The following is a 13662-nucleotide window of genomic DNA, read 5'->3' as shown; positions in this document are numbered from 1 at the left end:
GGCGTGTAGTTCAGTATTCAGCGAGCTATAACAGGTGTTGCTTTAACGGTGCTGCCGTACTCATTGATGTAACTGAACTCGAGGGCGTCGCTGTTTTTCAGCGGTATTTTGGTCGTGACGGTAGTACCGGGCTTGATAACTTCAGGCATGTCCTTGCTGGCGCTGTTATTAATCAGCAGTTCACTGACAACAACGTTATAGCCCGACGGGTTATGCACACTTAAGTTACCGCCCTCCACACGCCATTGAAGTCCATCAACGGCTTGCACCAGCGTGCCTTTCAGGTCGGCAGGGCGATAGAAGAGTTTAATTGTGGTCTTGAGTGCAATTTGCAGCACGTTTTGATTACGTTGTTCTTCACTCAGGGCCGGGATGGCTTTTACGTTGAGGAAAAACAGGCTTTCTTTATCGGTGGGCAAGTTTTGCGCGTTGGTCGCAATGACCCGCAAAATGTTCTGGCTATTGGCATCCAGGCGAAACAGTGGCGGGGTGATGATGAATTCATCTGCGCTCTCATCCGGTTTGTCAAACGTGCTGACCCAGGATTGCACCAGATACGGTACGCCGTCGTCACCGGAGTTTGAGAGTGAAAGGTTGGCTTCCTTGTCCTTGCTTTGATAAATAACCCGCGTAGAGCCTACATTGACGCCCGCTTGAATCTGGGGCAGCCAAAAGACTGCTGCCAGTGTCAAAAAGGCTGCAATTTTAAAACGCATGAAGGGTGTCCTCTGTTTAACGTAACGAATGAGCTCGCGCTAAAACACGAGCTCTTTCGTTTAGAAACACTGGTTACTTGTAAGTAACGTCGAAGCTGGCCAGGGCGTTAACTTTACCGGTGCCGATACCGCTCACTTCGTCAGTGTCTGCAGCCAGACGTACATAGGACGCGGTGAAATCGAAGGTGTTGCCTTGAGGGCGCAGTACGTAATCAGAGCTGGCGGTGTTCAGTGCCAGTTTGGAGCCGGTGCGTGCATCGTTGATCTGAATGCCGACGCCAGTGATCTGGTTTTCACCGGTCATGCCCAGTACGGTTGCATCAGTAACGGCTTGTTGGCCGCTGAACTTGATGGAGGCGTTTTTCAGGGTCGGACCGCTGCAGTTCTCCAGAGAGATGGAGAACGGAGTGGAACCGGCTGTTGAGCCAACAGTGCTGGCGAAGTCAGCGATACGAACCTGGCCCATATCAACGGATTTCTTTACGCTTTCGCTGTTGATGGTGCATGGGTTGTCGTTGATGACACCAGTGAATTCAACCTGGCCATCAGCCGCTTGAGCAGTCGCCGCTGCCATGACGATCAGCATCGAAGAACCACAAAGTGCCGTGTATTTGCCTATTTTTTGAAACATGAGAGACGTCCTTTACAAACAGATGAAGTGTGATATTCATTTTAAGTGTCCGCCTGTTAACGGCTTGCCGCAGCAGGTGTTGCACAGGATGCAACTGAACGTGGAGGAACCCCATCAGACGATTCTTGTTCGTCGCTTCAAGATTGATCCAGGGGCGCAAAGAGCTTTAAAAGTGCGTAGATACCTTGGCAGGTAGTGGGCTTGCCAGGCTCCACCCAGCTAAATGACGGCGCTGAATAATGAAGCAAGCAAAGGTACGTCTCGGTGCACTGGCACTGAGTTCTCTGCGATTGAACAAGCTGTTGCTCCTGCTGACCGGACTTGCCCTGTTGTTGGTGAGCATGAGTTATTGGGCAGTTAACCGTTTGTTGATGGAGGAGCGCGAAAAGACGGAATTTCACTTCGCACGATTGATTGAAAGTATTCATGAGCACGAAGACTTTTTACGCGTTGGTGCTGAGGGTTATGACCACGCCAGTGGCAACTTTTCGATGGACAACAAGCCGCGCTCGCACATTGAGTTGATGCGTCAGGGCGATGAAGTTTTATTTCAAAACCGGGACACGGCCAAATCACTGCCGTTTACCGTCAGTCAGCGCGACAAGTTCAGCCTGGATGAAATGCAGGGCGTCTATTCGTTTGGCGTGCAGTTGACCGATCTGTTCACGGCTTACTGGTCCGACTCTTATTATCCGGCACCGCAAGTGTTTGTTTTTTCACCCACCGCCCAATTCTCCATTGCCGTCCCCGGTATTGATGGCACCCGCCAGTACCCGCTGTTGCTCAAGAACAATTTCTTTGATGTGACCAAGCGTTTGTACGACGCGTTTTTGCCCCGGCGTCATGTGCTCAGCAGTGATCAAGTGTTGTGGATGAAAGCTCCGCTCGAGCTCATTCAAAAGCGCAAATACATAGTGGGCGCTATCAATGTCGATCTTCCCGATCGCTTTATGCAGGCGGCTAATGAGGGGAGCTCGGTGATTCTCAGCGCCCTGCTCGATGTCAGCGATGTGAGTGACCTTGAACGCTTGTTGATGCGCCCCACCAACAGTCGCCTGACCCTCATTTCCCCTGCTGGCGACGTGCTGTTGGGCGACGTTCAGGATGTCGAGGAGCTGGCGCCGGGGCTGAGTTTTACCCGAGACGGTCTGCGCTTCAAATTGACTTCGGGCGGGGCCGACCCCTGGATCGGTCTGTACGCCATCACGTATCAGAACTTCTTTGGCTATGCGAAATGGCCCTTGATGGGCGCGGCCGGCTTGTTTGTGTTCTTCGTCCTGATTGGCTGGCGCGTCAACCGCTGGTATCGGGTGCGGATCATCGAGCCTGCTCAGCGCTCCAGCCAGTCCCTGGCTGAAAGTGAAGAGTTCAATAGGGTCATGCTCGATAGCGCTCCCGTTGGTCTGTGCGTGGTAGAGCGCGCAACCGGGGTCATATTGCTGGAGAACCAGCGGGCTCAGCAGTGGCAGGGCACGCCAGAGCTGATCGCATTATTGAAGCGTGATTACGCTGAGCGCGAGCTGAGTGAAGTGCAGATTGAAGTGGCAGGGCGCTACCTTCAGGCCTGTATTGCATCCACTCGTTACAAGGGCAAAAACGTGGTGCTGTGCGGTTTCAACGACATCACCCGGCATGTGGATGACGCCAACCTGATGGAGCAGGCAAGGCTCGCTGCCGATGAAGCCAGCAAGGCCAAGACCCTGTTTCTGGCCACCATGAGCCATGAAATCCGTACCCCTCTGTACGGGGTGCTGGGCAATCTTGAGTTGCTGGAACTCACGCCCCTGAATGAGCGCCAGCACGAGTACCTGAAAACCATTCAGCGTTCATCCGCTGTGCTGTTTCAGTTGATCAGCGATGTACTGGACGTCTCCAAGATCGAGTCCGGGCAAATGGCGGTGCAAGCCCAACCCTTTTGCCCTCTGGATTTATTTGAAGATTGCGTACGCAGTTACTCGGCGGCAGCGAGCAATAAAGGGTTGAAGCTGTTTGCCTGTGCGGACGCGAACTTGCCGCCACTGGTATGCGGGGATGCAGTGCGCATCCGGCAAATCATTAATAACTTGCTGAGTAACGCGATCAAGTTCACCGATTCAGGCCGGGTTGTTCTCAGGCTCAAAGTGATCGGCATTGAACCGGACCATGTGTCGCTGCAGTGGCAAGTGTCTGATACCGGTATCGGAATCAGCGAGCAGCAACTGACCCGTCTGTTCAAGACTTTTTCCCAGGTCGGTGGCAGCGAGCGGGCAGGCGGGGCAGGGCTGGGTTTGTCCATTTGCTCGCGGTTGAGTGAAATGATGGGCGCCAATTTGCGGGTGGTCAGTGAGCCGGGGCTTGGCAGCAGCTTCTCATTACAAATGTCTCTGCCCGTGATTGCCGGCGCGCTGGTCAACAGTGCAGACATCGATCTGCGCAATCTGAATATCCATGTCCGTGCGCCGCTCAAGGATATCGGCCAGAGCCTGGTTGACTGGTTGAGCACCTGGGGGGCGCGGGCGCAGCTATTGCCGGTCTCGGAAGTTGAAGACCGGGATGCGATCCTGCTGGACATCGTTGCGGGTTCCGGGCAATCGCAGCAAGGCCCGGGTGAGCGCGTCATTGCGACTGAGTCGGGCCGCAGCCAGGCGCAAAGGACAGCTCGGGGATGGGAGGTCAATGCGTATGACATCCGGGCGATTGCCCGAACCTTGATGCAGGTGGCGCAGGGAACTGCACCGCAGCTGAGTGCCAATGTGCCGCAGCCGCAGGCAAGTCTGGAGTTGAAGGTGTTGGTGGCCGAGGACAATCCGGTCAACCGCGAGATCCTCAAGGAACAGCTTGAGGCTCTGGGTGTTCGAGTGACATTGGCAGAGGATGGCGAGCAAGCCTTGTTGCGCTGGAGCGAGGGCTCGTTCGATCTGGTGATTACCGATGTGAACATGCCCAGGCTCGATGGTTATCAGTTGACCCGGCACTTGCGTGAGCTTGATCCGGCTGTACCGATTATCGGTGTGACCGCCAATGCCATGCGTGAGGAGGGTGAGCACTGTCTGGAAGTCGGGATGAATGCGTGGCTGGTCAAACCCTTGAGCCTGAGCACCTTGCGCCAGACCTTGTGTGCTTATTGCCCGCAGGCAACGCAGGCCCCTGCGTCCGGGCTGGAATCCGCCGCCAGGGCTGAACACACAGACGACCTTGAAGGCTGGATTACGCTTTCGCCGGCCATGCATCGCCTGTTTATCAGCACCATGCAGGAGGACCTGGCCCAGGCTGGGTTGGCGCTGCAGCAAGGCGATACATCGAAGCTGGTCAGTTATGTGCATCGAATGAATGGTTCATTTGCCACGGTCTGCGCGGTCAACCTGGCGGTGGCATGCAATGAGTGTGAAATCGCCTTGCTGCGTGAGTCCTTGAACCCTGAGTCAGCTGTGGCGATCAAGGCATTGCTTAAACGCTTGCACGGCGTGGTGGCGAGGATGGTTGAAGGGGAGCTGTACCCCGGCGGTTAGCGATTCAGGTTGAGAGCGGGTGCGGCCCGCTCGCTACAAACGCAGCTTGCGACGGATTCTTTCCACCCGGTCACTGTTAGGGCCCAGCAGCTCCTGGCGCTCTCGCAGGGTGGCAATGTAGCTCTCGCGGGTTCGCAGGATATGGCGGCTGAGCAGTGTCGCCAGCGCGCCATGCTTACCCGCCTCAGCGAGCTCGATCATCTGTCGGTGATCGTTGAATGAACGGTCCGGCTCATGCCGGGCGCGCCGGGCCAGATGCGTGCGCAAGGCCGCAACACGGCCCAGGTTACGTTCGTAGGCATCCACCAGATAACGGTTGGCGCTGAACTTGAAAAAACTCAAGTGGAACTCGGTGTCGGCAGCGCCGTAGGCCAGCCTGTCATCCTGCTCCAGCGCCCTGATCATCTGCGTCAGTGCATCGCGCAGTGCCTGCAGGGTGGCCTCGGGGTTACGCTCAAGCGCACGACGTGAGGCTTCGACTTCCAGGGTCACACGGTGCTCGCAGAGCTCGACAATGTCGTCTTCGGTTGGACTGAATACGTAGCTGCCGGATTTGGCCACCACGTTCACCAGCCCCTCGGTCTGCAAGAGTGCCAGAGCTTCACGGACCGGCGTGCGGCTGACCTCAAAGGCGGCGGCCAGACTTTCTTCGGACAGCGCCTCGCCCAGGTCGAAACGCGCCGAGACAATGGCTTCACGGATCTCATTGGCCAGACGCACGGCGAGGGATTTTTCTACGGATTTGCTCATCGGATCTACGCAGTTTTTTTCGCCGAGCCATGGCTCAAGGCTGTGGGGGCATCATGATAACGGAACATCAGCTTTAAACTTGTATACTAGTTGTTGTACCTTAGATACGTCCCCCCAACAATAATATGGACGTTTCAATGGCTACTTCCCAAGCGCTTCAGTCATCTTCTTTGCCCACCTTGCTCGATGCCTTGCGCGAGCTGCTCGGTGAGCGTTTAAGCACCAGCCGTGCCGAGTGCGAGCAACACGGCCGTGGTGAGTCTTACCACCCGACCTTGGCGCCGGACGCGGTGTGTTATGCCCAGACCACTGCCGAGGTCGCGGCCATCGTCAAGCTTTGTGCCGCACAGCGGGTGCCGATCATCGCCTTTGGAGGCGGTACTTCTCTGGAAGGGCATGTGGGCGCCACCCGGGGCGGGGTTTGCATAGACCTGAGCCGCATGCAGCGAATCATTACCGTGCGCCCTGATGATCTGGATGTGACCGTCGAAGCGGGCGTCACGCGCATGCAGCTCAATGCTGAACTGCGCACCACCGGGCTGTTCTTTCCGGTCGACCCCGGAGGTGAAAGCACCCTGGGCGGCATGGCGGCAACCCGCGCATCAGGGACCAATGCCGTGCGCTACGGCACTATGCGCGAGAACGTATTGAACCTCACCGTAGTGCTCGCCGATGGCCGGGTGATCAAGACCGGCGGCCGCGCGCGCAAGTCTGCGGCAGGCTACGACCTCACCCGCTTGTTTGTCGGTTCAGAAGGTACGCTGGGGATCATCACTGAAGTCACTCTGCGCCTTTACGGCATTCCGGAAACGACTTCGGCGGCAGTCTGTACCTTCCCCACGATCGCAGCGGCGGTGAGCTCGGTGGTCTCCATCATTCAGTACGGTATCCCGGTGTCGCGCGTTGAGCTGCTGGATGCGCGCACGGTGCAGGCGGTCAACCGCTTTTCGAAGATGGCGCTGGCCGAAACCCCGACCCTGTTTTTCGAATTCGCCGGCACCCCGGCCAGTGTGGCGGAGCAGGTAGAACTGACTCGCGAGATTGTCCAAAGCAATGGCGCGCTGGGGTTTGAGGCAGCAGCGGATGCCGATGCGCGCAATAGCCTGTGGCGTGCCCGGCACAATGTGCACTATGCGATGCAATCCATGCGCCCTAATGCGCGGATCTGGAGTACAGACGTATGTGTACCGATCTCGGCGCTGACCCAATGCATTACCGAAACCGCCGAAGATGTCGCCAGGCTTTCTTTTTTCGTGGGAGTGGTGGGGCATGTGGGCGATGGCAACTTCCACCTGGCGCTGGTGGTCGATCCGGATAACGAGGCAGAAATGGCCGAGGCCGAAGCGCTCAATGAGCGTGTGGTGGAGCGCGCCATTGCATTGGAGGGCACGTGCACCGGGGAACACGGCATTGGTTCGGGGAAGATCAAGTACATGGACCTGGAGCACGGTGCGGCAGTCGGTGTGATGCGTCTGGTCAAACAGGCTCTGGACCCTTTTGCGCTGATGAACCCGGGCAAAGTCTTGCCTGAGGCTTGATGCTCGAATGTCAGGCCAGCAACTTCAGTGCCGTTGATGAGTGTGCTGAAAGGGGAGGAGGCGTGCCGTTTTCCGGTCTGGAAGAGCGAGGGCAAAACTAATACCCCAGACACAAGAAAGCCCGCACTAGGCGGGCTTCTTGTTGGTTCGATTTCATCTTGCGATGAGCCTGAACCGGTGTTTGGTGGCTACACAGGGACTTGAACCCCGGACCCCAGCATTATGAATGCTATGCTCTAACCAACTGAGCTATGTAGCCAATGGCGCGCATTATTCCCTCGTACTGGACATGTGTCAAGCAAATATCTGAAATTTTTCTCTGTGCTATCAATTGCTTAAGGTTTTCATGCCTGGGATGGAAATCTTCTGTAAAAAAATGGCACATTGACGCACCTGCAAGTGCACATTCACCTGTTGTCCGGAAACTAAAATGTCCCTTAGCAACGCTCAAACAAAAACAACCGATTCCCCCTCAGTCCCGCAATCCAGCCCCTTAGTCATGCGCATTATCGGCGCCGTGGCGCTGGCGCATCTGATCAATGACCTGATCCAGGCGGTACTGCCGTCGATCTACCCGATGCTCAAGGCCAAATATGACCTGACATTTACCCAGATCGGTCTGATTACCCTGACGTTCCAGCTCACCGCTTCGCTATTGCAGCCCTGGGTCGGCTATTACACCGACCGTCATCCCAATCCGCTGTTACTGCCCTCGGGCATGGTGTGTACCCTGATCGGCATTTTGATGCTGTCCCAGGTGGGCAGCTTCCCGCTGATTCTGGTCGCGGCGGCTTTGGTCGGTGTCGGCTCGTCAACCTTCCATCCCGAGGCTTCCCGGGTCGCGCGACTGGCATCAGGCGGACGCTACGGTCTGGCGCAATCGACCTTTCAGGTGGGCGGTAATGCCGGCTCGGCCTTCGGTCCGTTGCTGGCTGCGGCGATCATCATTCCTTTTGGCCAGGGCAATGTGGCCTGGTTCGGTCTGTTTGCGCTCTTCGCTGTAGGGCTGCTGTACGTCATCAGCCGCTGGTACCGCAATCACCTGAACCTGTTCAAGCTCAAAGCCGGACAGAAGGCCACCCACGGCCTGTCAAAGCAGCGCGTCATCGGGGCGCTGGTGGTATTGGGGCTGCTGGTGTTCTCCAAGTATTTCTACATGGCGAGTCTGACCAGCTATTACACCTTCTTCCTGATTGAAAAATTCGGCGTGTCGATCGCCAATTCGCAAATGTATTTGTTCCTGTTCCTCGGGGCGGTTGCCGCGGGTACGTTCTTCGGCGGCCCGATTGGTGACAAGATCGGCCGCAAGGCCGTGATCTGGTTCTCGATTCTGGGTGTGGCGCCGTTTACCTTGCTGCTGCCCTATGCCGATCTGTTCTGGACCAGCGTCCTGAGCGTGGTCATCGGCTTTATTCTGGCATCGGCGTTTTCAGCTATCGTGGTCTACGCACAGGAACTGGTGCCGGGCAATGTCGGCATGATCGCCGGTATTTTCTTCGGCCTGATGTTCGGCTTTGGCGGGATTGGTGCTGCATTGCTCGGTCATCTGGCTGACATTCATGGCATCGAATACGTCTACAAGCTGTGTTCGTACCTGCCGTTATTCGGTGTGCTGGCGATCCTGCTGCCACGGACCAAAAAGGTTTGATGAGTCGCGGGTCACCGGATTTTTTCAGTGACCCTTTTTTCGTCTGTTTGCGTGGTAAAGCCAAACGTCAGCAGGGCACTTTCAACGGTACTCATGTGCTGTAAACACAGTTGCCACGGTGCGGAAACCGCATCGGCCAACTGATCGCCGGAGACCTTCACCAGCTGTGGTCGCTCATCATCCCTGGCGATGGATGCACACCCTGCGGCGACGTTGCTCAGCCGTTCATGCAATGAGGCTGGTGGTGGCCCTTGTTCCTTGCGCAAGGCATCGGCAAAGGCTTCGGCGAACAGCAAGGAGCTGGCGTACAACCGCACGGCGTGGCGTTCGTAACGCCCGGCAATGTCTTTTACCTCTCGCGACACAAAGCGCCCGCGCAGCGTCCAGCGCGCGGTGTTGCGCGCCATGCTGATACCGTTTTCAAGGGCAATCAGGCTGTCGTGAGCGCGAGAGAAAATCTGCACCGCACTTTGAGCCCTGGCCGCGTCCTTTGCTTCGAGGGCCTGAAGACTTTTGCTGAAGCCCGAGGCGAGTTTTTCCAGCAAGTCTTTTGCCGAGCTATCAATGATTCCGATGGGGTTGGGGGTAAGCAATATCTGGCTGAAGATCAAGCCCACGGACGCACCGACCACCACATCCAGCATGCGCACAAAGCCTGCGCTTTCAGGGCCGACGGCCAGCATCAGAACTGCAGAGACCCCGGCTTGAATCGGCACCACGGCCCCCTGGCCGTAAAGGGCTGCAATGGCAATCGCAAAGAACGTTGCAAAGCCGATACGCAGCAAGGGATAGGAGTCCGGCAGCCACAAGGCGGCCTCGCCTACGATAATCCCGGTGGCTACCCCGAGCATCAGGCCTACAGCCTGTTTGCCATGGCTGGGCAGGCCGGGCGCCAGACAGACCACGGCACTGATGGCGGCAAACACGGGGTGGGCATGGCCAAAGAAATATTTGGCGAGAATCCAGGCCAGTGCAGCCGCGATGGCTGATGCCAGAGCGTCGCGCCAGCCTGAGGCCCAGCGTGTTTTGACTTTGTCTGTTATGGCGTCTGCGAAGTCACTGAGGGATTTGGCGCTGGGGATCATCGATGCTCCCGATCTTGGTAATGGATGGCGTTAACCATAGACCCTCACGGCGGACCAGAGTGCTGGATGCAGCTTCTACCAGGTACAAGACCAAAAAAAACCGCGCCTGGGCGCGGTTTTTTTATACGTGTGGTGTTTTACACGTTGAAGCGGAAGTGCAATACGTCGCCGTCTTTAACGATGTATTCCTTGCCTTCCAGACGCCATTTACCGGCTTCTTTTGCACCGGCTTCACCGTTGAACTTGATGAAGTCGTCGTATGCGACCACTTCGGCACGGATGAAGCCTTTTTCGAAGTCGGTGTGGATCACGCCGGCAGCCTGCGGAGCCGTAGCGCCCACTTTCACGGTCCAGGCGCGTACTTCTTGTACGCCGGCAGTGAAGTAGGTTTGCAGGTTAAGCATTTCGTAACCGGCACGGATCACGCGGTTCAGGCCCGGCTCTTCAAGACCCAGTGCTTCAAGGAACATGTCCTTTTCTTCGCCGTCTTCCAGCTCGGCAATCTCGGCTTCGATCTTGTTGCAGACCGGAACCACGATCGCGCCTTCTTCTTCGGCAATGGCCAGCACTACGTCGAGCAGCGGGTTATTTTCGAAGCCGTCTTCAGCCACGTTGGCGATGTACATCACCGGCTTGGTGGTCAGGAGGTGGAAGCCTTTGATGATTTGTTTCTCATCGGCATCCATGTTCTTGATCAGGCTGCGTGCCGGCTTGCCCAGAGTGAAGTGGGCAATCAGCTGCTCCAGCAGGGCTTTTTGAGCGACTGCGTCCTTGTCACCGCCTTTGGCGTTACGTGCGACTTTCTGCAGTTGCTTTTCGCAGCTGTCGAGGTCGGCGAAGATCAGCTCGAGGTCGATGATTTCGATGTCGCGCTTAGGGTCAACGCTGTTGGAGACGTGGATGACGTTTTCGTCTTCGAAGCAGCGAACCACGTGAGCGATTGCATCGGTCTCGCGGATGTTGGCCAAAAACTTGTTGCCCAGGCCTTCGCCTTTCGATGCGCCGGCCACCAGGCCTGCGATGTCGACGAACTCCATGGTGGTCGGCAATACACGCTGGGGTTTAACGATGGCAGCCAGTGCTTCCAGGCGTGGATCGGGCATCGGCACGATACCGGTGTTCGGTTCGATCGTGCAGAAGGGGAAGTTCTCGGCCGCAATACCAGACTTGGTCAGGGCGTTGAACAGGGTGGACTTGCCGACGTTAGGCAAGCCGACGATGCCGCAGTTAAATCCCATGGTGTTTCCCCTCGGATAAAGAGTCAGGCCTTCTGGCTGTGCAGGTTTTTCATCGCACGGTTCCATTCCCCGGCGAGGATATCCGGCAGCACGCCGAGGGCAAAATCGATGCTGGCGTCCAGTTTTTCCTGTTCGGCGCGAGGCGCACGACCCAGAACAAAATTGGACACCATGCTGGCGACGCCTGGGTGGCCAATGCCGAGCCGCAGACGGTAGAAATTATTGTTGTTTCCCAGTTGCGCAATAATGTCGCGCAATCCGTTGTGACCTCCGTGGCCGCCGCCCAGTTTGAGCTTGGCAACGCCGGGTGGGAGATCGAGTTCGTCGTGGGCTACCAATATGGATTCCGGCGCAATGCGGTAGAAACCGGCAAGCGCCGCAACGGCCTGGCCGCTTCGGTTCATATAGGTGGTGGGAATCAACAGACGAACGTCCTGACCCTGGTGGCTGAAACGCCCGGTCAGGCCAAAATACTTGCGGTCTGCAACGAGGTTGACCCCGTTTGCCGACGCGAGACGCTCAACAAAAAGGGCCCCTGCGTTATGCCGGGTCTGTTCGTATTCGGTGCCTGGATTTCCCAGGCCAACGATCAGTTTTATGGCGGTCACGACAAGGGCCCTTCTATGGAGTTGTGGATAACATCGCCACTGACAGTTAGCGGCGAAAGCGGACAAAAAAGCGGGTTTACATGAGTAAACTTCGCGATCTTGTCCGCTTTACTCGCTGCGTGTTAGCTCGCGATGTTTCTCATAACTCCAGCACACAGAGTAATGAATTACTCAGCTGCTTCTTCTGGTGCAACGCGTGGCGCGTGAACGTTGGCTACTGCCAGGTCGTTACCGTGAGCCAGAGCTACGAACTCAACGCCTTTAGGGGCGGTGATATCAGACAGGTGAATGATCGAGCCGACTTCGGCGTTAGCCAGGTCAACTTCGATGAATTCAGGCAGGTCTTTTGGCAGGCAGCTAACTTCGATTTCAGCAACAACGTGCGAGATCTCGCCGCCTTTCTTGATCGGAGCCGCTTCACCAACGAAGTGAACCGGTACGATTGCAGTCAGTTTCTGACCAGCAACAACGCGTACGAAGTCAGCGTGCATCACGTGGCCTTTAGCCGGGTGACGCTGCAGAGCTTTGATGATTACGTTTTGCTTTACGCCGCCAACGGTCAGTTCGATAACGTGGCTGTAAGCAGCTTCGTTTTCGAGCAGTTTGGCAACTTCTTTAGCCAGCATGCTGATGGATTCAGGGGCTTTTTCGCCACCGTAAACTACAGCTGGAACCAGGCTTGCGAGACGACGCAGGCGGCGGCTCGCACCTTTCCCCAGGTCGGAACGCACTTCAGCATTCAGAGTAAAATCGTTCATGTTGTATCTCCAAAATAACCACATCCGGCCTAGCGTTTGCGACCAGCGCTATGGACGGTATGGGCAAAAAAGCCCCGCCCCAACAGGCTGCTGGGGCGGGGCGCTTTTCGTCAGCGGGATATCTGAGAAGGGCAGGGCCCTTATCGGAACATCGCGCTGATCGATTCTTCGTTGCTGATGCGGCGAACCGCTTCAGCCACAACCGGTGCGATATCCAGTTGACGGATACGCGTACAGGCTTGTGCGGCAGCGGACAGCGGAATGGTGTTAGTCACCACCAGCTCATCCAGCATGGAATTTTCGATATTCTCGATTGCCCGACCCGACAGCACAGGGTGTGTGCAGTAGGCGAACACTTTGGAAGCGCCATGCTCTTTCAAGGCTTTAGCCGCGTGGCACAGAGTGCCGGCGGTATCGACCATGTCATCAACCAAAATACAGGTACGCCCTTCGACATCACCAATGATATGCATCACTTCCGAGTGATTGGCTTTCTCACGGCGTTTGTCGATGATACCCAGATCAACGCCCAGGGATTTGGCAACAGCACGTGCACGCACGACGCCGCCGATATCCGGGGACACAATCATAAGGTTCTCAAAGCGCTGATCTTCGATGTCATCCACCAAAACTGGGGAGCCATAGATGTTATCTACAGGAATATCGAAGAAACCCTGAATCTGGTCAGCATGCAAATCAACCGTGAGAACACGATCGATGCCGACTACGGTAAGCATGTCAGCAACAACTTTTGCGCTGATAGCCACACGTGCGGAACGCGGACGGCGATCCTGACGGGCATAACCAAAGTAAGGAATAACAGCAGTAATACGAGTAGCTGAGGAGCGGCGGAAGGCATCAGCCATCACGACGAGTTCCATCAGGTTATCGTTGGTCGGAGCACAAGTCGGCTGAATGATGAAAACGTCTTTACCGCGGACATTTTCATTAATCTCAGCGGTAATCTCGCCGTCAGAAAATTTTCCGACAGAAATGTCACCGAGTGGGATATGCAGCTGACGTACGACACGCCGAGCCAGATCGGGGTTAGCGTTCCCCGTAAAGACCATCATCTTGGACACGCGCAGTACCTGAAGGCTGAGGGTAACCTGGATGAGTATAAGAAATGGCAGGGGCGGCTGGATTCGAACCAACGCATGGCAGGATCAAAACCTGCTGCCTTACCGCTTGGCGACGCCCCT

11 protein-coding genes and 2 tRNA genes are annotated in these 13662 nt (G+C 56.3%); 3 read left to right on the top strand and 10 right to left on the bottom strand.

All coding sequences use genetic code 11. From position 1 onward, the window contains the following. Positions 1–17 precede the first annotated feature (17 nt). Both AOC04_RS16445 and AOC04_RS16440 read right to left on the bottom strand, forming a co-directional pair. Positions 18–716, bottom strand: coding sequence for a fimbrial biogenesis chaperone (locus AOC04_RS16445; RefSeq protein WP_060695204.1), 699 nt, complete (start codon positions 714–716; stop codon positions 18–20). A gap of 73 nt (positions 717–789) precedes the next feature. Then, the gene (locus AOC04_RS16440; RefSeq protein WP_060695202.1) at positions 790–1347 is read right to left on the bottom strand and encodes a fimbrial protein; all 558 of its coding nucleotides are present in this window, start codon (positions 1345–1347) and stop codon (positions 790–792) included. A 239-nt stretch (positions 1348–1586) separates the two neighbouring features. Here AOC04_RS16440 and AOC04_RS16435 point away from each other — a divergent pair, with 239 nt between their 5' ends. Then, positions 1587–4835: a hybrid sensor histidine kinase/response regulator gene (locus AOC04_RS16435; protein WP_060695201.1), complete on the top strand. Its 3249-nt coding sequence runs from the start codon at positions 1587–1589 to the stop codon at positions 4833–4835. Positions 4836–4868: 33 nt separating this feature from the next. Here AOC04_RS16435 and AOC04_RS16430 read toward each other — a convergent pair whose 3' ends face one another. Continuing rightward, complete coding sequence (locus tag AOC04_RS16430) at positions 4869–5585, bottom strand: GntR family transcriptional regulator (RefSeq protein ID WP_060695198.1); 717 nt, start codon at positions 5583–5585, stop codon at positions 4869–4871. Between the two features lie 137 nt (positions 5586–5722). On the opposite strand from AOC04_RS16430, the gene AOC04_RS16425 reads away from it, so the two are divergent. Next, the gene (locus tag AOC04_RS16425) at positions 5723–7123 is read left to right on the top strand and encodes an FAD-binding oxidoreductase (RefSeq protein WP_060695196.1); all 1401 of its coding nucleotides are present in this window, start codon (positions 5723–5725) and stop codon (positions 7121–7123) included. 182 nt (positions 7124–7305) lie between these two features. Here AOC04_RS16425 and AOC04_RS16420 read toward each other — a convergent pair. Next, a tRNA-Met gene (locus tag AOC04_RS16420) sits at positions 7306–7382 on the bottom strand. Positions 7383–7553: 171 nt separating this feature from the next. Between AOC04_RS16420 and AOC04_RS16415 the strand changes: the two genes are divergently transcribed. Next, on the top strand, positions 7554–8771 hold the full coding sequence (locus AOC04_RS16415) for an MFS transporter (protein WP_073509536.1): 1218 nt from the start codon (positions 7554–7556) through the stop codon (positions 8769–8771). 11 nt (positions 8772–8782) lie between these two features. Here the strand turns inward: AOC04_RS16415 and AOC04_RS16410 are convergent, their stop codons facing one another. The 6 genes from AOC04_RS16410 to AOC04_RS16385 form a co-directional block, all read right to left on the bottom strand. After that, complete coding sequence (locus AOC04_RS16410) at positions 8783–9856, bottom strand: FUSC family protein (protein WP_060695191.1); 1074 nt, start codon at positions 9854–9856, stop codon at positions 8783–8785. A gap of 137 nt (positions 9857–9993) precedes the next feature. Beyond that, a complete protein-coding gene (ychF, locus tag AOC04_RS16405; RefSeq protein ID WP_060695189.1) occupies positions 9994–11094 on the bottom strand; it encodes a redox-regulated ATPase YchF in 1101 nt (366 codons plus the stop codon). A 23-nt stretch (positions 11095–11117) separates the two neighbouring features. After that, a complete protein-coding gene (gene pth / locus AOC04_RS16400) occupies positions 11118–11702 on the bottom strand; it encodes an aminoacyl-tRNA hydrolase (RefSeq protein ID WP_003439790.1) in 585 nt (194 codons plus the stop codon). A gap of 167 nt (positions 11703–11869) precedes the next feature. Continuing rightward, positions 11870–12460, bottom strand: coding sequence for a 50S ribosomal protein L25/general stress protein Ctc (locus AOC04_RS16395; RefSeq protein WP_060695187.1), 591 nt, complete (start codon positions 12458–12460; stop codon positions 11870–11872). Positions 12461–12600: 140 nt separating this feature from the next. After that, positions 12601–13542, bottom strand: a complete 942-nt coding sequence (locus AOC04_RS16390) for a ribose-phosphate pyrophosphokinase (RefSeq protein WP_003439794.1) — start codon at positions 13540–13542, stop codon at positions 12601–12603. Between the two features lie 45 nt (positions 13543–13587). Beyond that, positions 13588–13662: transfer RNA gene (locus AOC04_RS16385), tRNA-Gln, on the bottom strand.

The sequence above is a fragment of the Pseudomonas versuta genome (genome assembly GCF_001294575.1).
Classification (GTDB): domain Bacteria; phylum Pseudomonadota; class Gammaproteobacteria; order Pseudomonadales; family Pseudomonadaceae; genus Aquipseudomonas; species Aquipseudomonas versuta.
Note: the sequence above shows the minus strand (reverse complement) of the source record. Positions and strands in the feature narration are given on the sequence as shown.